This is a genomic window from Hephaestia caeni (assembly GCF_003550065.1).
Classification (GTDB): Bacteria; Pseudomonadota; Alphaproteobacteria; order Sphingomonadales; family Sphingomonadaceae; genus Sphingomonas; species Sphingomonas caeni_A.
On sequence record NZ_QXDC01000005.1, the window covers coordinates 250,758 to 274,735 of the forward strand.

Here is a 23,978-nt window from a genome sequence, read left to right on the forward strand (position 1 = left end):
CTTCTTCCCGTCATTCCTTGTCGAACAACGCCGCGAGCTGCTCGATGATCGTCCCGCCGAGTTGTTCGGCATCCATGATCGTCACTGCGCGCGCATAATATCGAGTCACGTCGTGGCCGATCCCGATCGCGGTCAACTCGACCGGTGAGCGCGCCTCGATCCAGCCGATCACCTGCCGCAAGTGGCGTTCGAGATAGCTTCCCGAATTGACCGACAGCGTCGAATCGTCGACCGGCGCGCCGTCCGAGATCACCATCAGGATCTTGCGCTCTTCGGGCCGCGCGAGCAGGCGGCTGTGCGCCCACAGCAGCGCCTCGCCGTCGATATTCTCCTTGAGCAGCCCCTCGCGCATCATCAGCCCCAGGCTGGTCCGCGCGCGCCGCCACGGTTCGTCGGCCTGCTTGTAGACGATGTGGCGGATGTCGTTGAGGCGGCCGGGATGCGGCGGCCGGCCCGCAGCGAGCCACGCCTCACGGCTTTGACCGCCTTTCCATGCCCGCGTCGTGAAGCCCAAAATCTCGGTCTTGACCCCGCAGCGTTCGAGCGTGCGTGCCAGAATATCCGCCGAGATCGCCGCGATCCCGATCGGCCGCCCACGCATCGAGCCCGAATTGTCGATCAGCAGCGTCACCACGGTATCGCGGAATTCGGTATCGCGCTCGATCTTGTAACTGAGCGACTGCGTCGGGTTGACGACGACGCGCGCCAGCCGCGCGGCATCGAGCAGCCCTTCTTCCTGATCGAAATCCCACGAGCGCGATTGCTGCGCCATCAACCGGCGCTGGAGCCGGTTGGCAAGTTTCGACACTGCCGATTGCAGATGGACGAGTTGCTGATCGAGATAGGCACGCAGCCGCTGCAGTTCCTCGGCATCGCACAATTCGCCCGCTGCGACCACTTCATCGAACTGCGTCGTCCACACCTTGTAATCGAAGCTCGGCGCGAGATCGGAGAACGGCCGGTTGGGGCGGACGGGAAGCATCCCTTCATCGCCCTCGTCGCCGGGTTCGCCTTCCGCATCGTCGAGCGATTCCTCGTCGAATTCGCTTTCCCCGTCCTGATCGTCCGATTCCTGCTGCTCACCACGGGCGTCGATGTCGCCCTCACCCTGCTCGCCAGCGTCCTCACCCTCGTCGCCGTCGTCAGCGCCTTCGTCCTCGTCGCCTTCGTCGTCGCTGCCGCCGTCGTCGTCGTCATCCGGCAGCATCTCGCCGTCGGTAAGGTCGAGATCGCGCAGCAGCTTTTTCGAGAGATCGGCGAACGCGATCTGGTCGTCGATCGCGAGCCCCAGCGCATCGAGATCGGCGCCGACCTTCTCCTCGAGCCAATCCTGGACCAGCGCCATGCCGGGCGCGACCGTGGCGGGCGGCGCCTGGCCGGTCAGCCGCTCGCGCACCATCAGCCCGAGCGCGGTCGACAGCGGTACTTCGTCGCGGGTCCGCGCGCGCGTGATCGGGTCCGACCGCAGCCGAAGCGCAAGCGCGGTTTCCAGATTGTCGGCGATGCCCTGATACCCGCGCGAGCCCAGCGCTTCGACGCGCGCATTCTCGACCGCATCGTACACCGCACGCGCGACCGCCTCGGTCGGCGCGCCGCGCAGGTGCATCGCGCTGTCGTGGAGCCGCATCCTCAGCGCGAACTGATCGGCAAAGCCGCGCGCCTCGGCGACCTGATCGGGCGGCAACTGGCGCGCGGGCATCGGCACCTTGACGTGCCGCCCGTGCTGCGACGGCGCGTCGGCGGTGAAGGCAAGCTCCAGCTCGGGCTCGTCGGACAGCGCCCGCGCCGCGCCGCCAAGCACCGCCTTGAACCGGTCGAGGGGCGTTTCGGCGGCCATTTACGCCTTGCCGACGACGCTTTCGGGCAGATCCTTGCCGAACACGCGCTGATAATATTCGGCGACCAGCGCGCGCTCGGCCTCGTCGCACTTGTTGAGGAACGAGAGCCGGAATGCGAAACCGATATCGCCGAAGATCAGCGCGTTCTGCGCCCAGGTGATCACCGTGCGCGGGCTCATCACCGTCGAGATGTCGCCATTGATGAAGCCTTTCCGCGTCAGATCGGCGACGCGGACCATCTTCTCGACCGTCTCCTTGCCCTCGGGCTGGTCGTATTCGCCGGACTTGGCGAGCACGATCTGCGCCTCGACCGCGGCAGGCAGGTAATTCAAGGTGACGACGATGTTCCAGCGATCCATCTGGCCCTGATTGATCTGCTGGGTGCCGTGATAGAGCCCGCTGGTATCGCCCAGCCCCACCGTATTGGCGGTCGAGAACAGCCGGAACCACGGATTCGGCCGGATCACGCGGTTCTGGTCGAGCAGCGTCAATTTGCCCTCGGTCTCCAGCACGCGCTGGATCACGAACATCACGTCGGGGCGGCCGGCATCATATTCGTCGAACACGAGCGCGGTCGGGGTCTGGAGCGCCCACGGTAGCAAACCCTCGCGGAATTCGGTGACCTGCTGGCCGTCCTTGAGCACGATCGCATCGCGCCCGACCAGATCGATGCGGCTGATATGCGCGTCGAGATTGATTCGGATGCACGGCCAGTTGAGGCGCGCCGCCACCTGCTCGATGTGCGTCGATTTGCCGGTGCCGTGATAACCCTGCACCATCACCCGGCGGTTGTGCGCGAAGCCCGCGAGAATCGCGAGCGTGGTATCGGGATCGAAGACATAGGCGGGATCGAGATCGGGCACGCGCTCGTCCGCCTCGCTGAAGGCGGGACATTCCATGTCGCTGTCGATCCCGAACAGGTCGCGCACCTTGATCGTCTTGTCGGGCGCATCGAGCACCGTGGTTTCGCGGCTGTCGGGCTGGGTGTTGGGAATATCTGTCATCGCGGGCCTTCATACCGTTCGGGCGGGGCTTGTCGAAGCCCGTTCTGGTCACTTTCCGCGAGCATGAAGAACGGCACTTCGACGGGCTCAGTGCGAACGGAAAGAAAGTTCGTCAAGCCATCGGCACATGCCGACAGCCGGAAGATCGTCCAACGCGCCGGGGCGCGACGATCTCCGTCCGCGCCGATGTAAAGCGGCGCGCGCGCGTCTTCAATCGTTGACGAAGACCGGCAGCCGAAAACAATCGACGAAACGCTGCGCCACCGCGCGATCCCCGGTGACCCGCACGAGGCCGGCGGCTTCCGATTCCTCCAAAGACTGCGATCCGTAGAAGACCGAGGCGAGCAGCGAAGGATCGCCATCGAAGACGAGGCCGGCACTTTCGGGATCGACGCGCTCGATTTCGAGCCTGCCATCGACGATCTGTGCGCGGAACGGATCGCCGCCGACGCGAAAGCCGAGATCGATCGATAGCGCGCGCGCCTTCTCCCGATCCATCATCGTTCGGAGCGACAGCATGAAGGCGGCGTTGCTAAGCGGTAACGTCACATCATGCGCGGGCGATCCCGCTGCCCACCGGCTGAGCGCGAAGATCGCGTCCTCGGCCGCTTTGCCCCAGCGGGTGAGTTCGTAGACCTGCGCATTGGCGGGCGACGGCAGCACGCGTTTGCGCACGATACCCGCCTGTTCGAGCCCCTCGAGCCGCTGCGTCAACACATTGGCGCTCAAACCGACCAGACTCCCGCGAATCTCGCCGAAGCGACGCGGCCCGAGCAGCAGTTCGCGCATTATCAGCATCGACCAGCGCTCACCCAGCAAATCCATCGCGAGCGCGGTGCCGCACGCGTCTTGATACCACCGTTTCGGCTTGCTCAGGTGCGACTCAGTTATTTTTTGTGACTTCATAGTTGCTTTTTATAACTCACGCGTGCATCACCGTCAAATAGCGATTCGCCGACAGCGCGCAAACGCAAGGAGTAAGGACATGGCCGACACTGCCACTCTGCCGCCGCCCGAACACCTGAAATCGGCGCGCATCATGGCCGAGGCGCATCCTACGCGCTGGCCGGGCGAGAGCGTCGACTATCGCCGCGCGCGCACCGATCTGCTTGCCGAGGAGATAGAACTGCGCCGCCAGATCCAGCGCGTCGCCGAGCACCGCCGTGCGTTGCCACCGGGGCCCGAGGCGAAAGACTATCGTTTCCTCGACGCCGAGGGGCGCGACCTGGGCCTCAATGACCTGTTCGGCCGCCACGACACGCTGCTCACCTATTTCTGGATGTACGGCCCCGAGCGCGAACGACCCTGCCCGATGTGCACGTCGTTCGTCGGCTCGCTCGACGCGCCTGCGCCCGATATCGAGCAGCGGCTCGCACTCGCGATCGTGGGGCGCTCGCCGGTCGCGCGACAACTCGCCTTCGCCCGCGAGCGCGGCTGGACGCACCTCGATTTCTACCAGACGGTCGGCGACGATTTCGCCCGGGATTACAACATTCTGGTGGACGGCAACGAAGGCGCAGCCGTCCTCATGTGGCGGCGCGAAGATACCAAGGTGCGACTGTTCTGGGCCGCGGAAGGCGGCCCCGAAACCGCCGACCCCGGCTTCGATCCGCACCTCGCCCCCGATCCCACGCCGCTCTGGAACATCCTCGACATGACCCCCGAGGGGCGCGGCACCGATTGGTATCCGAGCCTCGATTACGGCGCCGACGCGCGCTGACCGTCTTTCCCCCAAGGAGAACAGCGATGCCCAAGATGATCTTCGTCAACCTGCCCGTCACCAATGTCGCGAAGGCCACCGTCTTCTACGAGGCGATCGGTTTCGAGAAGAACCCGCAATTCTCCGACGACCATGCCTCGTGCATGGTGTGGTCGGACACGATCCACGTGATGCTGCTCGATCACGGTTTCTATTCGACCTTCACCACCAAGAAGATCGCCGACACGCACGCCGTGAGCGCTGCGCTGATCTGCCTGTCGCGCGACAGCCGGGCCGAGGTCGATGCGATCACCGAAGCGGCGCTCGCCGCCGGCGGGCGCGAGGCGCGCGACAAGCAGGACATGGGCTTCATGTACAGTCGCGCCTTCGACGATCTCGACGGCCATACCTTCGAGGTGATGCACATGGACATGGCAGCCGCCACCGCCGCGATGCAGCCGGAGGCGGCGGCATGAGCGCGCCTGTCGTTACCGCGCTCGATTGGGTGCCCGACGGCGCCAAGGGGCTGGTCCGCGACCTGCGCGTGCGCTGGGCGCTCGAAGAGGTCGGCCAGCCTTATGACGTGCGCCTGCTTCGCTTCGGCACCCACAAGGAAGGAACGCACCGCGCGCGCCAGCCGTTCGGCCAGGTGCCGACCTATGAGGAGGACGGGCTCGTTCTGTTCGAATCAGGTGCGATCGTGCTCCACGTCGCCGAACGCCATCCCGGACTGCTCCCCGAAGAACCGAAGGCGCGGGCACGCGCGATCGAATGGCTGTTTGCCGCGCTCAACTCGGTCGAGACGCCGATTACCGAGCGCTTCTATGCCGCCGTCATCGAGTGCAACGAAAGCTGGGCCGACGCCCGACTGCCAATGGTCGACGATCGCGTCCGCGGCCGGCTTGGGGAGCTTTCGCAGCGACTGAGCGATGCCGACTGGCTCGATGGCGACTTCAGCGTCGGCGATCTGATGATGGTCTCGGTGCTGCGGCCGCTGCGGCGTTCGGGGATCGTCGACGAGTTCGCTAACCTCGGCGCTTATGTCGATCGCGGCGAGGCGCGACCCGCCTTCCAGCGCGCGCTTCAGGCGCAACTGGCGAACTTCACCGGCACGGCGCCGGAAGGCTGGACCATGCCCGGCAAGGCGCCCGCTCCGTGAGGCGCATTCTCGCCACATCCAGCAGCATCTCGCTTGCGTTCACCGGGTTTGCGGTCACCATCGCCGCGATCGTGCTGAGCCAAGGGGCACCCTTCGCCTGATCCTTCAGAGGAGAGAAATGATGACCTACGTTCAAGGCTTCGTGATCCCCGCCCACCAGGACAACCGGGAGGCCTATCGCGACATGGCCGCCAAGGCGGCGCCGATCTTTGCCGAATATGGCGCCCAGCGTATCGTCGAGACCTGGGGTGACGATATTCCCGACGGCAAGCAGACCGACATGAAACGCGCCGTCCAGGCCAATCCCGACGAACAGATCGTCTATTCGTGGGTGATCTGGCCCGACAAGGCGACCTGTGATGCGGCGTCGGAAAAGATGATGGCGGACGAGCGCATGAAGCCCGACGGGACGCCGATCCCATTCGATATGCAACGAATGATCTATGCCGGCTTCGATGCCGTCATGGACACGGGCGACGGCGGCGCTTTTGGCTATGTCGACGGCATGGTCGCGCCGGTGCCGACGACGGCGAAGGATGAGTATCTCGGCCATGCCCGCATGGCGGCGGACCTCTTCAAGCAGGCCGGGGCAACGCGGCTGGTCGAGAATTGGGGCACCGCCGTACCCGACGGCAAGGTCACCGACTTCAAACGCGCGGTCGAGGCCAAGGAGGACGAGACCGTCGTCTTCTCGTGGATCGAATGGCCCGACAAGCAGACCCGCGACGCCGGCATGGCCAGGATCATGGAAGACCCCGCGATGCGCAATACGCCGATGCCCTTCGACGGCAAACGCATGATCTTCGGCGGTTTCGTGCCGATCCTCGACACCGACGCCTGACAGGAGACGATCGATGCCCAATCCTCATGGCACCCCGATCTGGTACGAACTGATGACCGCCGATCCCACCGCGTCCAAGGCGTTCTACGACGACGTGATCGGCTGGACGATCGACGCCGAGCCCGCGATGCCCGGCATGGACTATCGCATGATCAACACCGCCGACGGCGGCATGGTCGGCGGCGTGATGCGGCTGACCGACGACATGACCAAGGGCGGCGCGAAGCCCGGCTGGTTCTTCTATATCGGCGTCGACGATGTCGATGCGACGGCCGCGAAGGTGACGGCCGAGGGCGGCGGCGTGATCATGCCGCCGTGGATGATCGAGGGCGTCGGCCGGATGGCGCTCGTCCGCGATCCGCAGGGCAATCCCTTCTACGTGATGCGCGGCGCGAGCGACGAGAGCAGCACCGCCTTCAGCCGCGACGGCATGGGCAAGTGCAACTGGAACGAGCTGACGACGACCGATCAAGAAGGCGCGCACGCCTTCTACGCAGCGGTGTTCGGCTGGACCTACCCCGACAAGATGCCGATGGGCGAGATGGGCGATTACGTCTTCGTGCAGGCCGCCGACCAGTCGATCGGCGCGACGATGACCGCCGCGCAGCCCGACCAGCCTACGGGCTGGCAATTCTACTTCCGCACCCCCGATATCGATGTCGCCGCCGGAAAGGTCGGAAAGGACGGCGGCACCGTCCATGCCGGCCCGATGGAGGTACCCGGCGGCGACCGCATCATCGTCGCGGGCGACACCCACGGCGTGCGCTTCGGCGCGGTCGCGCCCGGCAAGTGAGGAGAGAGACGATGAGCAAGAGCGCGATGACGACCTGCCTCTGGTTCGACAATGGCGAGGCGCGCAAGGCCGCCGAATTCTATGCCGCGACCTTCCCTGACAGCCATGTCGGCACGGGCAACGCGTCGCCGAACGACAATCCATCGACCAAGGCAGGCGAGGAACTGACGGTGGAGTTCACCTTGCTCGGCCAATCGTTCGTCGGCTTGAACGGCGGCCCGCATTTCAAGCCCAACGAGGCGGTGAGCTTCATGATCCTGACCGACGATCAGGAACAGACCGATCGCTATTGGAACGCAATCGTCGGCAACGGCGGCCAGGAAAGCATGTGCGGCTGGTGCAAGGATCGCTGGGGCTTTTCGTGGCAGATCACACCGCGCGCGCTGCTCGCGGCGACGACCGATCCCGATCGTACCGCCGCCAAGCGCGCGATGGACGCGATGATGACGATGAAGAAGATCGACATCGCGACGATCGAAGCCGCACAGGCCGGCTGAACCGATGCTCGCGCTCTACGGCCATCCCTTTTCCTCCTATACCTGGAAGGCGCTGATCCCGCTCTACGCGAACGCGACGCCGTTCGAGTTCAGAGAGGTCGGCCCGGACCATCCCGATCACGCGGCCTTCGTCGCGACGGCGCATCCGGCGGGCAAGTTCCCCGTGCTCGACGACGACGGAACGGTCGTGATCGAGGCGACCGCGATCATCGAATATTTCGCGGTTCGACACCCCGGCCCCGCCCCGCTGATCCCGCCCGATCCGGCCGGGGCCATCACGACGCGGATGCTCGACCGCGTGTTCGACAATTACGTGATGGCGAACATGCAGCGCGTCGTGAACGCGTACATCGCAAACGGGGACAACCCCGATCCGGCCGAGGTCGCTGCCGGGAAGGAGGGGCTGCTGCGCGTCTATCGCTGGCTCGAAGGCTGGCTCGGCGAGAACGCGCTGCCGCCGCACGTGTCGCTCGTCACTTGCGCGGCCGCGCCGTCGCTATTCTACGCCGACTGGGTCGAGCGCATTCCCGCCGATTGCCCGCGCCTCGCCGCCCTGCGCGCCGAATTGCTGGCGCTTCCCCCGGTCGCCCGCTGCGTCGACGACGCGCGGCCGTACCGTCCCTGGTTCCCGCCCGGCACCCCCGATCGGGACTGATATCGAACGAGAGGATTCCGAAATGGCCGACACCAATGAACTGACGATCACCCGCTACATCGACGCCCCGCCAGAGACGGTGTGGGACGTGATGGTCAACCGCCAGGAGGAATGGTGGTGCCCCAAGCCGTGGCGCGCCGAATTCGACGTCAACGAACGCCGTCCCGGCGGCCGCAACGAGGTCAGGATGCACGGCCCCGAGGGCGAAGTGCACACGCACAACGGCACCTATCTCGCCTTCGACGACGGGCGGCGGTTCGTCTCGACCGATGCCATCCAGGGCGATTTCGAACCCGCGGATCCGTTCATGGTCGGCATCTGGGAAATCGCGCCCGAGGGCAACGGCACCCGCTACACCGCCCGCGCCCGCCACTGGACCGAAGACGCCCGAAAGCGCCACGAGGATATGGGCTTCGCCGAAGGCTGGGGCACCTGCGCCGACCAGCTCCAGGCGCTCTGCGAACAAACGACCGCGGAGACCTGATCATGGCCAGCGATCCAGTCCACCTCGCCTATCCCAACGAGAGCGCCGGCTATCGCGAGGCCCGCAACGAGCTGCTCGATGCCGAGATCGACCTGCGCCGCCGGATCGAGCACGTCGCCGCGTTGCGGCGCGCGCTCCCGCCCGGCGGCGCCCCGCCGCAGGACTATGTGTTCGAGCGCACCGACGCCCACGGGCGCCCCGAACAGGTGAAGCTCTCTGAACTGTTCGAGGATCATCCCACGATCATCCTCTACAGCTTCATGTACGGCCCGGAACGTGACCTGCCGTGCAACGGCTGCACACACATACTCGACGCGCTCGACGGCACCGCGCGCCACGCCAATCAGGTGTTGCCGCTCTACATCGTCGCGCGCTCCCCGTTGGTGCGGCTGGAGGCCTGGGGCCGGGTACGCGGCTGGCGCTTCTTCCGGTTCCTCTCGGCCGAGGGCAACAGCTATACGAGCGACTATTTCGGCAACACCACCGGCGTCAGCGACGCGATGCGCACCGAACGCGGCTACCAGCCCGGCGAAAACTGGGATCAGCCGGTGTTCAACGTCTTCACCAAACGCGACGGCACGGTGCGCCATTCCTGGGGCACCGAACTGGTCTACGTCGCAGAAGAGCCCGGCCAGAACCACCGCGCCGTCGACATGGTCGACCCGCTGTGGAACCTGCTCGATATGACGCCCGAGGGGCGCGGCACGGATTGGTTTCCCAAGGTCTGGTACGATTGACGGGCGTCAGGGCAGGCAGGCGTGATCCGCATCGGCGGCGGCACGGGCACGATCGTTCTGATCCGCGCCCGGCACGATCTTGTCGGTGATGCACGGCCTGTCGCCATCCAGCGAAGCGACCATCAGGTACGACGTCTCGCTACCCGGGCTGGTCGGATTCTCGACCACATTGTAACGGACGATCATCGCGTCCGGCGCAACGCTCGCGCCCGCCTTGCCACGCCATTCGACCGTCTTTCCGAGCGCGCTGAACCCACCCCCGCCCACTTCGGAAAGCCGCAAGCTGGCGCTGCCGCCACCGGGCCGCTCGACCAGCAAATTCTGCCGCGCATCGGCATCGATCAGCCGCAGCCCGTATCCACCGACCCCCGGGCAGCGTGATTCGGCAAACCCCGCTTCTTGGGGTCGTTCCCGAATCAATTCACAGTCGGAAAGGCTGGTGTAACGCGAGGCGCGGGCGGCATCACCGGTCGGCGTTGCAGAAGGAGCAGGGTCGGCCGCGGGTTCGTTCGACGACACCGCTTCCCGCGCTGTTGAAGGCGTCTCGTCCGGCGCCGCGACGTCAGAGGCGGCACGTTCACCGCAACCCGCCGCAAACGCCAGCACGCCGAGGATAAGGATATTCTTCATGCGCAATGAAACGTCGAGGCGCGGCGCACGATCCCTCGCCCGAAGCGATCAGGCGAAGGCCGCCGCCTTTCTCAACCGCTGATATGCCTCGATCACCTCGCGCAACGCGTGTTCGTGCGTGCGATCGCCACCGTTGCGGTCGGGGTGGTAGCGCTGGAGCAATTCGGCATAACGCTTGCGAAGGGCAGTTCTATCGGCATTCGCTTCCAGCCCCATCACCCGCATCGCTTTGCGGTCGCCATCGGATAGCGGCGGCCCGTCGCTGCGCTCGCGCGCGTCGCGCCGCCGGAAACGCCCGCCGATCGCATCGAGCGGATCGGTAAAATCCGCCCAGCGCGGCGGCACATCGCCGCCCGCGCTCGCGAAGGCGCGCGTCTCGCGCTCCCATCCCGAAAGCGGGTGCTGCGCGGCGTTGATCTCGTCGGGCGTCATGCCGCTGAAGAAATTATAGCGCGCATTGAATTCGCGAACATGATCGAGACAGAACCAGCGATAGCGGCGCGGTTGATCGGCTGGCCCCGATTCGGCGCCGGGCGCACGGAATTCGCCGGGCGCGCTGCATCCCGGCGCCTCGCACGCACGCCCGTTATCCTCGAAACGACCGTGAAACCGCGTGTTGGGCCTGTCTTTGCCTGGACGTCGCAACCCTGCTCCCCGCTTCGGACAAAGCGGCCTATATAGGGGCGATGATAGCACCTGCCACCGGCCCCGTCGCCGCCGAGATCACGGCCCGCCTCACGCGGGCGCTCACCCCGACCAGGCTCGAGGTGATCAACGACAGCGCGGGGCATCGCGGCCATGCCGGCGACGACGGCTCGGGCGAATCGCATTTCACCGTGATCGTCGAATCACCCGTTTTCGAGGGGCAGGCGCGCGTGGCGCGGCAGCGGATGGTGAACAAGGCGCTGGGCGCGCTGATGGACGAGCGCATCCACGCGCTCGCGATCCGGGCGCACGCGCCGGGAGACGCCTGATGATCTACAAATTATGGTATTGGCCATCGGTTCAGGGACGCGGCGAGTTCATCCGCCTGGCGATGGAAGCCGGCGACATCGCCTATCGCGATTGCGCGCGCGATCGCGGTCAAGACGCGCTTCTTGAACGGATGAGCAGGATCTACAGCCGTCAGCCCTTTGCCCCACCATTCCTCGAACTCGATGGTTTCGCGATCGCGCAGGTCGCCAACATCCTGATGTATCTGGGCGAGCGCCATGATCTCGCGCCCGCGCCGATGGCCGACCGATTATGGCTCAATCAACTGCAACTCACCGTCGCGGATATGGTCGCCGAGGTGCACAACGTGCATCACCCCGTTGCCGCCGGTGCCTATTACCATGAGCAGAAAGACGAGGCTGCGCGGACGGCGAAACAGTTCCGCGAACAGCGGATGCCCACGTTCCTACGGCATTTCGAGGCCGCAACGACGGCCACTGACGGCGCTTGGGTGATCGACGACCGCTGGACCTATATCGATACGTCGCTGTTCCAGTTGATCGAGGGGCTACGCTACATGTTCCCCAAAAGAATGGCGACGCTCGAACCCGATCTGCCCGGGCTGGTCCGAATCCACGATCAGGTCGCGGAACTACCTCGTATCAAGGCCTATCTTGCCAGCGATCGCCGGATTGCGTTCAACCAGGACGGTCTCTTCCGTCACTATCCCGAACTCGACGCCGCCTGACGAGGGAAACGCCCATGACCAACGATGATCTCGTGCTCCAGACGATCGAACCCGTCACGCATGATCTGGGCGGGTTCAAGGTCCATCGCACCCTGCCCAACAAGGTGCGCACGATGGTGGGACCGTTCCTGTTCTTCGATCAGATGGGGCCGGCGCACCTGTCAGTCGGCCAGGGAATGGACGTGCGGCCGCACCCCCACATCAACCTCGCCACGGTCACCTATCTGTTCGCGGGCGCGATCGATCACCGCGATTCGCTCGGTACCCTCGCGACGATCGAACCGGGCGCGGTCAATCTGATGACAGCGGGTTCGGGTATCGTCCATTCCGAACGCTCGCCCAGCGCCGAACGCGCGGTCGGCCCCGAATTATCGGGCATCCAGACGTGGATCGCACTTCCCGACGGCCGCGAGGAAATGGCCCCCGCCTTCGAGCATGTCGCCAAGGCCGATCTGCCGGCAATCGAGGACAACGGCGCCAAGGCACGGGTGATTATGGGCAGCCTGTGGGGACGGCAAGCGCCGACCACCACTTATGCGGGTACGATCTATGCCGATATCGTCCTTGGCAGTGGCGGGGCGATCCCCATCGATGCCGAGGCCGATGAGCGCGCGGTCTATGTCACCGAGGGCGAAGCGTCGCTCGACGGGCTGCCGCTCGATCCGATGACGCTCTATGTGCTGCGCCCCGGTGTCGCGGCGACGCTGCGGTCGGATCGGGGCGCGCGCGTCATGCTGTGTGGTGGCGAGGCCTTCGCCACGCCGCGCCATGTCTGGTGGAACTTCGTCTCGTCGTCGCGCGAGCGGATCAACGAGGCCAAGCGCGCCTGGAAGGCAGGAGAATTCGCGAAAGTCCCCGGCGACGACAAGGAATGGATTCCCATTCCCGACGTGCCGATGACGGTGAGTTATCCGTGACGGAGATTTGGATGACCTGCGACCCACACCGCATCGCGCTTTCCACCGGCGTCGATCTCGACGTCTGGACCGCGGGCGATCCCGCCGCGCCGCCGATCATCCTGCTCCACGGCTTTCCCGAATCGCATCGCACCTGGCGGCACCAGATCCCCGCGCTGGCCGCCGACCATTTCGTCATCGCGCCCGATCAGCGCGGCTATGCCCGCTCGTCCAAGCCCGAGGGTGTCGAGAACTATACCCCTGACAGGATCGTCGCGGACGTGCTCGCGCTCGCCGACCATTTCGGAATCGATCGCTTCGCGCTGGCCGGCCACGATTGGGGCGGCGCGGTCGCCTGGATGGCGGCGCTCCAGCATCCGGATCGCATCGCGCGACTGATCATCGCCAACGCGCCGCACCCGTTTCTCTTCCAGAAAACGCTGTTCGACGATCCCGCCCAGCGCGCGGCGAGCCAGTATATCCGCGCCTTCCGCAATCCCGATCTCGAACGGCATATCGATCGGATCGGGCTATCGGCGTTCTTCGATACCAGCTTCGCGCCGCATACCGATGCCGCGAAAATGGCGGCCGAAAAGCCCGTCTATCTCGATCAGTGGGGCCAGCCCGGCGCGATGACGGCAATGCTCAACTGGTATCGCGCCAGCGCAATCGATGTACCCGAAACGGGCGCCACGGCGGGCCGCCCCGCCTTCCTCGACGCACCCTTCCCGCCGATCACTCAGCCGACGCTGGTGATCTGGGGGATGCGCGACAAGGCATTGCTGCCGTGCCAGCTCGACGGACTCGGCACGCTGGTGCCGACCCTCGACGTGGTCGAGATCGATGCCGGCCATTTCGTGCCGTGGGAAGCGCCCGAGGCCGTCAACGCCGCGATGCGCGACTGGCTGGCCGAGCGAGAATAACGGGATCAGCGCGGCATAAAGAAGCGCTCGATCACATCCCTCGCAACGCGCGCGGGCCGGTGCGTGTCGGCGTCGATGCAGCACCAGCTCGATTTCACCTCGGCGAGCACCTCCTCGCCGCGCCGAATGATCGTTTCGTAGAAAGCGCGCGCGCCCTGCACCTTCTGGAGCAGCACGGTCGCGATCACGTCGTCATCGAGGAAGGTCGGCTTGCGATAGGTGATCTCGTGCTTGAGCGCGACCCATAGATGCCCGGCGATCGCATCCGCCGGCGCGATCTTGCGCCAATGGCTGATCACCGCTTCCTGCACCCACTTCAGATAACTGGCATTATTGACGTGCCCCATGAAATCGATGTCCGCGGGGTCGATGCCGATCCGGTAATAAAATGCGGGCGCCTGTTCCATAGGCCCCATATAGGCACGCAAAGGCCGGATCGCCATTGATCCTGCGCAAGTCGCACAAACTCCTACAGCACGACCTTCGCCGCGTCGGGCAGCGCGATGCCGCCGTCCGCCGCCTCGCGCGGCCCGGGCTTGACCCATGCCGCGTGCGCATGCGCGGTCGCGACCACGTCACGCGTGCCGTCGCCCGGCCAGCAGGCGACGCTCACCACCTGTTCGGCGGTCGAGCGATCGGGCTCCATCGCGACCCAGGCGAGCGGGCGTTCGGGTGTGGCGCGGGCACCCGCCGCACACATCGCCGCGCGAATCCGATCCGCGGTCGTCTCGGGCAGATATTGCCACACCACCGAATGCATCAGCACGCGCGTGACGCCATCGGCCTGCGGCTCCGCAAGCCGCGCCTCGACCCAATCAGCGGCGTCGGCCTGATCCAGCCGCACCGGCCGCGCGCGCACCATCGCGATCGCCCGCCTAAGCCGATCCAACCGTTCGGGCTTCTCCGCCCAGACATATGCCGACAATCGCGCTTCCACCGCTGGGTCCGCAGCGTCCATCGGCGCGACATCGCACCCGTGTGTCGAGACGATCTCGATCGCCGGCACGGCCGGCCGCGCGCCGCGCCATTCGGGCGCGATCGTTACCGGCGCGTCGGCCGGCCCCAGCCCCACCCCGCCCAGATCAAAGCGGTAGCGATCGATCAGCAGGTTGAGCCCCGCGCTCGATCCGATCTCCAGCACCTCGAGCTTCGGCCCCCATCGCCGCGCGACCGCGATCAGCCCCACGATCAGCGCGCCCGATCGCCCGGGCTCGTTGGTCTGCGGCGGCCCGTCGAGCCACGGCAGTAGCGCCTCGTCGTGCCGCGCCAGCACGCACGACAGTGCTTCCTCGAGCGCCCCACCGCGTATCTCGCCGCGGAAAATCGCCGCCAGCTCCTCGTCCACCCCCGCCATCACCAGCGCGTGGAACCCACCCATCAGCCGGAGCGGCAGCGCATCGCGCGTCGGCTCACCCGCCCAGTCGAGCACCCGCGTGCCCGTCCGGCTGTCGCGCGTCAGCCCCATCGCCAGCGCTGCGCAGATATCCGCATAGACCGGCGCGTCCATCTGGCGGCAATAATGTTCCTGGATGAGGAAGGCGCCGCGGTTGTTCGCTTCGGTGGACACGCAGCACATCTCCTGTTCTCGGCCGAGACGCATTGCTCCCGGCCGCACGGCCAAGTAAAGCCCCGCCGTCCATGACCGATCCGATCATCATCGCCGTCCCCAAGGGACGTATCCTAGACGAAGCGCTGCCGCTGCTCGCCGCGGTGGGCATCGTGCCCGAGGCCGCCTTTTCCGACGACGCCAGCCGCGCGCTCCGCTTCGCCACCAACGATCCGCAAATCGAGCTGATCCGCGTGCGCGCGTTCGACGTCGCGACCTTCGTCGCGCACGGCGCCGCGCAACTCGGCATCGTCGGCTCCGACGTGCTGATGGAGTTCGATTATCCCGAACTCTACGCGCCGGTCGATCTCAGGATCGGCCATTGCCGGCTGTCGGTCGCCGAACCCGCCGACATGGCCGAGAAGGACGATCCGCGCGGCTGGAGCCACGTTCGCGTCGCGACCAAATATCCGCACGCGACGCGCACCTTCTTCGAGGCGCGCGGCGTCCAGGCCGAATGCGTCAAGCTGAACGGCGCGATGGAACTGGCGCCGACGCTGGGGCTTGCGCCGCGCATCGTCGATCTCGTCTCATCGGGGCGCACGCTCAAGGAAAACGGGCTGGTCGAGGTCGAGACGATCGCCCAGGTCAGCAGCCGCCTGGTCGTCAGCCGCGCCGCCTTCAAAACGCGCGCGCGCGTGGTGCCGCTGGTTGATGCGTTCCGGCGCGCGGTCGAGCACGCGTCGGCATGATCCGCCTCTCCACCTCCGATCCCGGCTTCGCGCGCGATTTCGAGGCGCTGGTCAACGCACGCCGCGAAACCGATGCCGATGTCGCGCGCGACGTCCGCACGATCATCGCCAGCGTGCGCGACGAAGGCGACGCGGCAGTGCGCGCCTTCACCGAGAAATTCGATCGCCATGATCTCAGCGAAACCGGCTGGCGGATCGAACGCGCCGAATGCGTCGCGGCGCTCGACGGGCTCGCTCCCGATCTGCGCGCCGCGCTCGACCTCGCCGCGCAACGCATCGCCGCGTATCACCAGAAGCAGCGCCCTGCGGATAGCGACAACACCGACGACGCGGGCGTACGCACCGGCGCCCGCTGGCGGCCGGTCGATGCGGCGGGGGTCTATGTCCCGGGTGGCCGCGCGGCTTATCCCTCATCGGTGCTGATGAACGCGATCCCCGCCAAGGTCGCGGGCGTCGAGCGGCTGGTGATGGTGACGCCGACCCCCGACGGCGTGATCAATCCGCTCGTTCTCGCCGCGGCCGAACTCGGCGGTGTCGATGAGATATGGAGGATCGGCGGCGCGCAGGCGATCGCCGCGCTTGCCTATGGCACCGATCGGGTCAAGCCCGTCGATGTCGTCACCGGCCCCGGCAATGCGTGGGTGGCCGAGGCCAAGCGTCAGCTCTACGGCGTGGTCGGGATCGATATGGTTGCCGGGCCGAGCGAGATCGTCGTCGTCGCCGACGGCGAGAACGATCCCGACTGGATCGCCGCCGATCTTCTGAGCCAATCCGAGCACGATCCCACCAGCCAGTCGATCCTGTTCACCGACGATGCGGCGTTCGCGATTGCCGTGGCCGAGGCGGTCGATCTCCAGATCGGCGCCCTCGCCACCGCGCACGTCGCCCGCGCCGCATGGGACGCCAACGGCGCGATCATCGTCACCGCGTCGCTCGACGAGGCGATGCCGCTGGTCAACCGGCTCGCGCCCGAGCATCTCGAACTCGCGGTCGACGATCCGCAAGCGCTGTTCGATCGGGTCCGCCATGCGGGTTCGGCATTCCTCGGCCGGCACACGCCCGAGGCGATCGGCGATTATGTCGCGGGGCCGAACCACGTCCTGCCCACCGGGCGGCGCGCGCGCTTCTCGTCGGGGCTGTCGGTGCTCGATTTCATGAAGCGGACGAGCTTTCTCGCGCTTGACCCAGCCTCGCTGGCTCGGATAGGCCCCGCCGCGATCGCTCTCGCGACCGCCGAGGGGCTGCCCGCGCACGCCCGCTCGGTATCGATCCGCCTTTCGGGCGACCAACCGGAATTGAAGCTATGAGTCGTACCGCCGCCCGTTCGCGCGCCCGCGCTGCCGCGCGCCTCGCCGCCGTCCAGGCGCTCTATCAGCACGAGATGGAGGGCACCGCGATCACCGTGCTGCTCCACGAATTCCATCACCACCGGCTGGGCGCCACGATCGACGACGACGAATTTGCGGACGCCGACGTGCCCTTTTTCGACGATCTCGTCGGTGGCGCCGCCGCGCGCGGCGAGGAGATCGACCGCCGCATCGCGGACAAGCTCGCCAGGGGCTGGACGCTCGATCGGCTCGACAAGTCGATGAAGGCCATCCTGCGCGCCGGCGCCTACGAACTGATCGCGCGGCCCGATGTGCCGGCCAAAACGGTGATCAGCGAATATCTCGACGTCGCCGACGCTTTCTACGACAAGCCCGAAAAGGGCTTCGTCAACGGCCTGCTCGACGCGCTCGCCAGGGATGTTCGGGCCTGAGGCATGGGCGAGGTCGTCAACCTGCGGCGCGCGCGCAAGGCCAAAGCGCGCGCCGAGCGTGATGCTACCGCCGCGGCCAACCGCGCCGCGTTCGGGCGAACCAGGGCGGAGAAGGCGTCTGCGAAGGCGGAGATCGATCGGCGCGAGCGCAACCTCGATGGCAACAAGCGCGAGCCATAAGGTCTGCGCGGCGCACGGGCATGGCGCGCCGCCATCGCAACGGCTAGCTTCGACGCGATGACCGAAGCCGAGTTCCTCGCCGCGTTGCGCGCGCTGCCGCTCCATCCCGGCGCGCGCGGCTTGCTTGACGACACCGCGCATCTCGACGGGCTGATCCTCACCACCGACACCATCGTCGAGGGCATCCACTATCTGCCTGACGACCCACCCGCCGATGTGGCGTGGAAGCTCGTCGCCGCGAACCTTTCCGATCTTGCCGCGAAGGGGGCGGTGCCCGAAGGGGTAATGCTCAATTATCCGCTCAGGGCAGTCCCCCCGGCGAAGGCCGGGGTCCAGTTGGGCGACAGCACTAATGATGCGTACAGCTCCGTTACGATCGCCTTCCCAACTGGGCCCCGGCCTTCGCCGGGGAGGGAGACAGGGTGGGATGAAGCGTTCGTCTCGGGATTGGATATCGCCCTTCGCACGTTTGCCGTGCGGCTGCTCGGCGGCGACACCGTCTCGCTGCCTGTGAACGCGCCGCGGGTCATCGCCCTCACCGCGATCGGCCGCGCCGCGCGCGCGCCCTTGCGCGCCGGTGCGAGAGAAGGCGACGCGCTCTACGTCACCGGCACGATCGGCGACGCGGGCGCGGGGCTGCGGATCGCGCGCGGTGAATCCGGCCCCGCCGATCTGGTCGACAGATACCGCCGACCCACCCCACGCCTCGCCGAGGGCAAGGCGCTGGCACCCTCCGCCCACGCCATGATGGACGTTTCGGACGGCCTGCTGATCGATGCCGCGCGGATGGCCGATGCCAGCGGTCTGGGCGTCACGATCGATCTCGCCGCGATCCCGTTATCCGCCGCCTATCGCGCCTTCGCCGGCGACGATCGCGCCGCCCGCATCGCCGCCGCAACCGCCGGTGATGATTACGAACTTCTCCTTGCCGCCCCCGCCGGCATCCCCCTGGCCGCACGCGCGACGCCGATCGGCGCATTCACCGCCGGTACGGGGCTGACGCTCACCGACGGCGGCACACCGATCCCCCTGCCCACCACGCTCGGCTTCCAGCACTAGCGCCCCGCGGCCACCGCCCGCTTGCGCTCGGCGGCGTCGCGCCTATACCTTCCCGCCGTCACGGGGGCCGCAGCAGCGCTTCCGGGCCTCATAGGAGCAGGGGAAAGGGTCAGCCAATGACGTTTGTCTATGCCGCCATCGCGTGCGGCTTGCTTGCCGTCGTTTACGGTTTCGTCACCAGTAGCCAGGTGCTGCGCGCGTCCGCGGGCAGCGAGAAGATGCAGGACATCGCGTCCGCCATCCAGGAAGGCGCGAAGGCCTATCTCGGCCGCCAATATACCACCATCGCCATCGTCGGCGTGGTCGTCGCGATCATCATCGCGGTGACGCTCGGCATCACCTCGACGATCGGTTTCGTGATCGGCGCGGTGCTTTCGGGCGTTGCGGGCTATGTCGGCATGAACATCTCGGTGCGCGCCAACGTCCGCACCGCGGAAGCCGCGCGAACCTCGCTCCAGGGTGGCCTTACGCTTGCCTTCCGCTCGGGCGCCGTCACCGGCATGCTGGTGGCTGGGCTCGGCCTGCTCGCGATCGCCGGTTTCTTCTGGTATCTGACCGGCCCCGCCGGCCATGCTCCCAATGACCGGATCATTATCGAGGCATTGACCGCGCTCGCGTTCGGCGCCTCGCTCATTTCGATCTTCGCGCGCCTCGGCGGCGGCATCTTCACCAAGGCCGCCGATGTCGGCGCCGATCTCGTCGGCAAGGTCGAGGCGGGTATTCCCGAGGACGATCCCCGCAACCCGGCCGTGATCGCCGACAATGTCGGCGACAACGTCGGCGATTGCGCCGGCATGGCCGCCGATCTGTTCGAAACCTATGTCGTGACGCTCGGTGTCACGATGATCTCGATCGCGCTGCTCGTCCGCGCGTCGGGCGCCGAACTGCTCGGGCTGATGTCGCTCCCGCTGCTGGTCGGCGGCGTGTGCATCATCACCTCGATCATCGGCACCTATATGGTGCGTCTGGGCGGCGGCTCGATCATGGGCGCGCTCTACAAGGGCTTCTTCACCTCGGCGGTGCTGTCCGCCTTCGCGATTTACGGCATCACCAAATGGGTGCTCGGCGATCTAGGTGCGGTGATCGGCGGCGAGGGCTTCCTCGACGCCTCGAGCGATGCGCTCACCGGCAGCGTCGCCGCGGCGGCGACCACCGGCGCGGGCTTCACCGGCATGGATCTGTTCTGGTGCATGATGATCGGCCTCGTCGTCACCGGGCTGATCGTGTGGATCACCGAATATTACACCGGCACCAACTATCGCCCAGTCCGTTCAATCGCCAAGGCGTCGGAAACCGGCCACGGCACCAACGTCATCCAGGGTCTTGCGGTCAGCCTCGAATCGACCGCGCTGCCGACGCTGGTGATCGTCGTCGCGGTGATCGCGACCTATCAGCTTGCCGGCGTCATCGGCATCGCCTTCGCGGCAACCGCGATGCTCGCGCTCGCAGGCATGGTCGTGGCGCTCGACGCTTACGGGCCGGTCACCGACAATGCCGGCGGCATCGCCGAGATGGCAGGGCTGCCCGACGACGTACGCGAGCGGACCGACGCGCTCGACGCGGTTGGCAACACCACCAAGGCGGTCACCAAGGGCTATGCGATCGGCTCCGCCGCGCTCGCCGCTTTGGTGCTGTTCGGCGCCTATACGAGCGATCTCGGCGCCTATTTCCCGGCGATCGCGGTCGATTTCTCGCTCAGCAATCCGTACGTCATCGTCGGCCTGCTGCTCGGCGCGATGCTGCCCTTCATCTTCGGCGCGTTCGGGATGACGGCGGTCGGCCGCGCGGCGGGCGCGGTGGTTGAGGAGGTTCGCGGCCAGTTCCGCGACAATCCGGGGATCATGCAGGGCACCAGCCGGCCCAATTACGGCCGCACCGTCGATCTTGTCACCAAGGCGGCGATCCGCGAGATGATCGTGCCCAGCCTGCTGCCGGTGCTGAGCCCGATCGTGGTCTATTTCGTCATCAACCTAGTGGCGGGCCAGGGCCCGGCCTTCGCCGCGGTCGGTGCGATGCTGCTGGGTGTGATCGTCTCCGGCCTGTTCGTCGCCATCTCGATGACCTCGGGCGGCGGCGCCTGGGATAACGCCAAGAAGTATATCGAGGACGGCCATCACGGCGGCAAGGGCTCGGAGGCCCACAAGGCCGCGGTGACGGGCGACACCGTCGGCGATCCCTACAAGGATACTGCCGGCCCGGCCGTCAACCCGATGATCAAGATCACCAACATCGTCGCGCTGCTGTTGCTGGCGGCACTCGCGGCGGGCGCCTGACGCCAGCCGATAATCGGGCGGGGCGGCTCCGGCCTCCCCGCCCTTTCTTTTAGAACAGCGACACGATCCAAAAGGCTGCCGCCGAAATCACCGCGGCCGCGGGCAGCGTCACCACCCAGGCGACGACGATGTTGCTGGCGACGTTCCACCGCACCGCCGACAGCCGCCGCGACGCACCGACGCCGATGATCGCACCGGTGATCGTGTGCGTGGTCGATACCGGCACCCCCAGCCAGGTCGCACCGAACAGCGTGATCGCGCCCCCGGTTTCGGCACAGAAACCCTGTGCTGGCGTGAGCCGCGTGATCTTCGATCCCATCGTGTGGACGATCCGCCACCCGCCCGCGAGCGTGCCCAGCGCCATCGCCGCCTGGCACGAGAGCACTACCCAGAGCGGAATGTGGAATTCGCCACCGAGCATCCCCTGCGAATAGAGCAGCACCGCGATGATCCCCATCGTCTTCTGCGCGTCGTTGCCGCCGTGCCCCAGCGAATAGAGCGCGGCCGAGACGAGCTGGAGCTTGCGATAGCGCTTGTCGACGCCGAGCGGGCTGAGCCGCAGGCTCGTCCATGCCACGCCGAGCACCAGCAGCATCGCGAGCACGAGGCCCAGCGCGGGCGAGCCGACGATCGCGAGCACCGTCTTGGTGACGCCGCTCCATTCGACCGTGGCGAGCCCGGCCTTGAAAAGCCCTGCGCCCAGCAATCCGCCGATCAGCGCATGGCTCGACGAAGACGGGATGCCGAGCACCCAGGTGATGACGTTCCAGACGATCGCCCCCGTCAGCGCGCTGAACACCACCTGCGCATCGACGATGTCGGGGTTGATGATCCCCGCGCCGATCGTGTTGGCGACGTGCAACCCGAACACCAGGAAAGCGATGAAGTTGAAGAACGCCGCCCAAGCGACCGCCCAATGCGGCTTGAGCACGCGCGTCGACACCACCGTCGCGATCGAATTGGCGGCATCGTGCAGGCCGTTGAGAAAATCGAACAGCAGCGCGACCGCGATCAGCGCGACAAGCAGCGAAAAGGAAAGCATCGTCCCGGCCCTCAGGCGTGATCGATCACGAGGCCCTGGACCTCGTTGGCGATATCCTCGAACTTGTCGACGATCCTTTCGAGATGGCTGTAGATCTCGCGCCCGACGATGAACGTCATTGGTGTCGAGTTGCCGTGCGCCTTGAACAGCGCCTTCAACCCCGCTTCATGGATCTCGTCGGCATGGCCCTCGAGCTGGATCAGCCGCGACGTCAGTTCGTGGAGCCGCTGCGCGTTGGGGCCGAGCCGGCGCAGCAGCGGGATCGCCTCCGCCGTCACGCGCGCGGCTTCGACGATGATCCCGGTCATATCGCGCATCTGCGGCTCGAACGTGGTGAGTTCGTAGAGTTCGATCGACTTGCCGGTCGCGTTCATCTGGTCGATCGCGTCGTCCATCGTGCCGATCAGGTCGATGATCGCGCTACGATCGAACGGCGTCACGAACACGCGCCGCACGTCGAACAGGACTTCGCGCGTGATATCATCGGCCTGGTGTTCGCGCCGGATGATCTCGGCAATGTGCGCGCGGATATCGGCCCCGTCCTGGAACAACTCGGCAAGCGCTTCGCTTCCGGCCACCAGCGTCGCCGCATGCGCCTCGAACAGCTCGAAGAACCGCCCCTGTTGCGGCATCAGCGCATGAAACCAGCGCAATATCGGCAGCGTCTCGCGCATCTTGGATTGGACCGCGGGCATCGCCCATTCGGAGAGCGGCGTCGGTGCGGGCGGTTCGCGGAACCCCGCGATCAGCACCTTGAGTTCGGGTTCGTCGACCGCCTCTGCGGCATCGGCGAGATCGAACCAGCACGTCTCGCGTTCGTCCTGTTCGGGCCACTCGTCGGCCTGCTCGCGAAACAGCAGCGGGAACAGCGCGACGTTCATACTCTGCGTAGTGCCGTCGCGCCGGCGCTTGGCGTAGCGATACTCGCCGAGCGCGGTGGGGCACGCAATGCCCGTCACGCCTGCCTCTTCGAACGCCTCGTGCGCGGCCGCCTCGTGCAACGCGATCCCTTTCACCGGGTTGCCCTTGGGGACGACCCAGCGGCGCGACTCGCGAGAGGTGATCAGCATCACGCGCGCGTGGCCCGTGGCGTCGATCTGGTACGGCAATGCAGCGACCTGGCGGATGGCGATTTCTTTCACTTTTATGACAAGGCGTCCGTGCGCGCTCGATAATGCGTCACGGCCGCCAAGCCAACAGTCGAGATGACGTGTACGCCCGCTTCCCTTTTTGCCGCGCGCGCGCTATGGCGCCGCGTCTTTCCGATACACTCCATCTTATCAGAGGTTTTGTTTGGCCAAGGAAGAACTCCTCGAAATGCGCGGCCATGTGGTCGAACTGCTGCCCAACGCCATGTTCCGTGTCCGGCTGGAAAATGACCATGAGATTCTGGGTCATACCGCCGGCAAGATGCGCAAGAACCGCATCCGCGTGCTCGTCGGCGACGAGGTGCTCGTCGAACTGACGCCCTACGACCTGACTAAGGGTCGCATCACTTACCGATTCAAGTGATCTGCGTCTGCGCAGGTC

General features: G+C 66.4%; 29 protein-coding genes. 20 read left to right on the forward strand and 9 right to left on the reverse strand.

The features are described 5' to 3' along the window. Window positions 1–10: 10 nt before the first annotated feature. From cobT to DFR49_RS20315, 3 genes are all read right to left on the reverse strand, one after another. A complete protein-coding gene (gene cobT, locus DFR49_RS20305; RefSeq protein WP_119037485.1) occupies window positions 11–1,837 on the reverse strand; it encodes a cobaltochelatase subunit CobT in 1,827 nt (608 codons plus the stop codon). Then, a complete protein-coding gene (gene cobS / locus DFR49_RS20310; RefSeq protein WP_119037486.1) occupies window positions 1,838–2,842 on the reverse strand; it encodes a cobaltochelatase subunit CobS in 1,005 nt (334 codons plus the stop codon). Window positions 2,843–3,052: 210 nt separating this feature from the next. Next, window positions 3,053–3,667 (reverse strand): winged helix-turn-helix transcriptional regulator, encoded by a 615-nt coding sequence (locus DFR49_RS20315; protein WP_245968673.1) that lies wholly within the window; start codon window positions 3,665–3,667, stop codon window positions 3,053–3,055. 160 nt (window positions 3,668–3,827) lie between these two features. Between DFR49_RS20315 and DFR49_RS20320 the strand changes: the two genes are divergently transcribed. From DFR49_RS20320 to DFR49_RS20360, 9 genes are all read left to right on the forward strand, one after another. After that, window positions 3,828–4,562, forward strand: coding sequence for a DUF899 family protein (locus tag DFR49_RS20320; protein WP_245968674.1), 735 nt, complete (start codon window positions 3,828–3,830; stop codon window positions 4,560–4,562). Between the two features lie 26 nt (window positions 4,563–4,588). Continuing rightward, window positions 4,589–5,017 (forward strand): VOC family protein, encoded by a 429-nt coding sequence (locus tag DFR49_RS20325; protein WP_119037488.1) that lies wholly within the window; start codon window positions 4,589–4,591, stop codon window positions 5,015–5,017. Then, window positions 5,014–5,700 (forward strand): glutathione S-transferase family protein, encoded by a 687-nt coding sequence (locus DFR49_RS20330; RefSeq protein WP_119037489.1) that lies wholly within the window; start codon window positions 5,014–5,016, stop codon window positions 5,698–5,700. Before DFR49_RS20325 ends, DFR49_RS20330 begins: the two co-directional genes overlap by 4 nt. A 121-nt stretch (window positions 5,701–5,821) precedes the next feature. Then, window positions 5,822–6,541 (forward strand): DUF1428 domain-containing protein, encoded by a 720-nt coding sequence (locus DFR49_RS22605; protein ID WP_119037545.1) that lies wholly within the window; start codon window positions 5,822–5,824, stop codon window positions 6,539–6,541. Window positions 6,542–6,554: 13 nt separating this feature from the next. Then, window positions 6,555–7,334, forward strand: a complete 780-nt coding sequence (locus tag DFR49_RS20340; RefSeq protein ID WP_119037490.1) for a VOC family protein — start codon at window positions 6,555–6,557, stop codon at window positions 7,332–7,334. Between the two features lie 11 nt (window positions 7,335–7,345). Continuing rightward, window positions 7,346–7,831 carry a VOC family protein gene (locus tag DFR49_RS20345; RefSeq protein WP_119037491.1) on the forward strand — a complete coding sequence of 162 codons (486 nt, stop codon included), beginning with the start codon at window positions 7,346–7,348 and terminating at the stop codon, window positions 7,829–7,831. A gap of 4 nt (window positions 7,832–7,835) precedes the next feature. Then, window positions 7,836–8,486, forward strand: coding sequence for a glutathione S-transferase family protein (locus DFR49_RS20350; protein WP_119037492.1), 651 nt, complete (start codon window positions 7,836–7,838; stop codon window positions 8,484–8,486). Between the two features lie 22 nt (window positions 8,487–8,508). After that, on the forward strand, window positions 8,509–8,970 hold the full coding sequence (locus tag DFR49_RS20355; protein ID WP_119037493.1) for an SRPBCC family protein: 462 nt from the start codon (window positions 8,509–8,511) through the stop codon (window positions 8,968–8,970). A gap of 2 nt (window positions 8,971–8,972) precedes the next feature. Beyond that, window positions 8,973–9,707 carry a DUF899 family protein gene (locus DFR49_RS20360; RefSeq protein WP_119037494.1) on the forward strand — a complete coding sequence of 245 codons (735 nt, stop codon included), beginning with the start codon at window positions 8,973–8,975 and terminating at the stop codon, window positions 9,705–9,707. 6 nt (window positions 9,708–9,713) lie between these two features. On the opposite strand, the gene DFR49_RS20365 is transcribed toward DFR49_RS20360, so the two are convergent. Both DFR49_RS20365 and DFR49_RS20370 read right to left on the reverse strand, forming a co-directional pair. Beyond that, complete coding sequence (locus DFR49_RS20365) at window positions 9,714–10,343, reverse strand: hypothetical protein (protein WP_147373735.1); 630 nt, start codon at window positions 10,341–10,343, stop codon at window positions 9,714–9,716. Window positions 10,344–10,385: 42 nt separating this feature from the next. Beyond that, entirely contained in the window at window positions 10,386–10,982 is a 597-nt protein-coding gene (locus DFR49_RS20370) for a J domain-containing protein (protein WP_119037496.1), read from the reverse strand. Between the two features lie 41 nt (window positions 10,983–11,023). On the opposite strand from DFR49_RS20370, the gene DFR49_RS20375 reads away from it, so the two are divergent. The 4 genes from DFR49_RS20375 to DFR49_RS20390 are packed head-to-tail and all read left to right on the forward strand — an operon-like array spanning window position 11,024 to window position 13,837. Further along, window positions 11,024–11,311, forward strand: coding sequence for a BolA family protein (locus DFR49_RS20375; RefSeq protein WP_119037497.1), 288 nt, complete (start codon window positions 11,024–11,026; stop codon window positions 11,309–11,311). Beyond that, on the forward strand, window positions 11,311–12,018 hold the full coding sequence (locus tag DFR49_RS20380; protein WP_119037498.1) for a glutathione S-transferase: 708 nt from the start codon (window positions 11,311–11,313) through the stop codon (window positions 12,016–12,018). Before DFR49_RS20375 ends, DFR49_RS20380 begins: the two co-directional genes overlap by 1 nt. 14 nt (window positions 12,019–12,032) lie before the next feature. Then, entirely contained in the window at window positions 12,033–12,935 is a 903-nt protein-coding gene (locus DFR49_RS20385; RefSeq protein ID WP_119037499.1) for a pirin family protein, read from the forward strand. A gap of 11 nt (window positions 12,936–12,946) precedes the next feature. After that, window positions 12,947–13,837: an alpha/beta fold hydrolase gene (locus DFR49_RS20390; RefSeq protein ID WP_119037546.1), complete on the forward strand. Its 891-nt coding sequence runs from the start codon at window positions 12,947–12,949 to the stop codon at window positions 13,835–13,837. Between the two features lie 5 nt (window positions 13,838–13,842). Here DFR49_RS20390 and DFR49_RS20395 read toward each other — a convergent pair whose 3' ends face one another. Next, a complete protein-coding gene (locus DFR49_RS20395; RefSeq protein WP_119037500.1) occupies window positions 13,843–14,244 on the reverse strand; it encodes an acyl-CoA thioesterase in 402 nt (133 codons plus the stop codon). A 62-nt stretch (window positions 14,245–14,306) separates the two neighbouring features. Beyond that, window positions 14,307–15,404 (reverse strand): DUF2332 domain-containing protein, encoded by a 1,098-nt coding sequence (locus DFR49_RS20400; protein ID WP_119037547.1) that lies wholly within the window; start codon window positions 15,402–15,404, stop codon window positions 14,307–14,309. A gap of 71 nt (window positions 15,405–15,475) precedes the next feature. Here DFR49_RS20400 and hisG point away from each other — a divergent pair, with 71 nt between their 5' ends. The 6 genes from hisG (at window position 15,476) to DFR49_RS20430 (ending at window position 21,406) form a co-directional block, all read left to right on the forward strand. Beyond that, window positions 15,476–16,135, forward strand: a complete 660-nt coding sequence (gene hisG, locus DFR49_RS20405) for an ATP phosphoribosyltransferase (protein WP_119037501.1) — start codon at window positions 15,476–15,478, stop codon at window positions 16,133–16,135. Further along, entirely contained in the window at window positions 16,132–17,442 is a 1,311-nt protein-coding gene (gene hisD / locus DFR49_RS20410; RefSeq protein WP_119037502.1) for a histidinol dehydrogenase, read from the forward strand. Before hisG ends, hisD begins: the two co-directional genes overlap by 4 nt. Further along, on the forward strand, window positions 17,439–17,894 hold the full coding sequence (gene nusB, locus DFR49_RS20415; RefSeq protein ID WP_119037503.1) for a transcription antitermination factor NusB: 456 nt from the start codon (window positions 17,439–17,441) through the stop codon (window positions 17,892–17,894). The genes hisD and nusB overlap by 4 nt, the downstream gene beginning before the upstream one ends. Window positions 17,895–17,897: 3 nt before the next feature. Then, window positions 17,898–18,074 (forward strand): DUF4169 family protein, encoded by a 177-nt coding sequence (locus DFR49_RS20420; protein WP_119037504.1) that lies wholly within the window; start codon window positions 17,898–17,900, stop codon window positions 18,072–18,074. A 57-nt stretch (window positions 18,075–18,131) separates the two neighbouring features. Then, the gene (locus DFR49_RS20425) at window positions 18,132–19,133 is read left to right on the forward strand and encodes a thiamine-phosphate kinase (RefSeq protein WP_119037505.1); all 1,002 of its coding nucleotides are present in this window, start codon (window positions 18,132–18,134) and stop codon (window positions 19,131–19,133) included. Window positions 19,134–19,249: 116 nt separating this feature from the next. Next, window positions 19,250–21,406, forward strand: a complete 2,157-nt coding sequence (locus DFR49_RS20430) for a sodium-translocating pyrophosphatase (RefSeq protein WP_119037506.1) — start codon at window positions 19,250–19,252, stop codon at window positions 21,404–21,406. Between the two features lie 49 nt (window positions 21,407–21,455). Here DFR49_RS20430 and DFR49_RS20435 read toward each other — a convergent pair whose 3' ends face one another. Then, the gene (locus DFR49_RS20435) at window positions 21,456–22,448 is read right to left on the reverse strand and encodes an inorganic phosphate transporter (protein WP_119037507.1); all 993 of its coding nucleotides are present in this window, start codon (window positions 22,446–22,448) and stop codon (window positions 21,456–21,458) included. Window positions 22,449–22,459: 11 nt separating this feature from the next. Continuing rightward, on the reverse strand, window positions 22,460–23,575 hold the full coding sequence (locus DFR49_RS20440) for a DUF47 family protein (RefSeq protein WP_170151074.1): 1,116 nt from the start codon (window positions 23,573–23,575) through the stop codon (window positions 22,460–22,462). A 166-nt stretch (window positions 23,576–23,741) separates the two neighbouring features. Here DFR49_RS20440 and infA point away from each other — a divergent pair, with 166 nt between their 5' ends. Next, entirely contained in the window at window positions 23,742–23,960 is a 219-nt protein-coding gene (infA, locus tag DFR49_RS20445; RefSeq protein WP_043152179.1) for a translation initiation factor IF-1, read from the forward strand. Window positions 23,961–23,978: the final 18 nt, after the last annotated feature.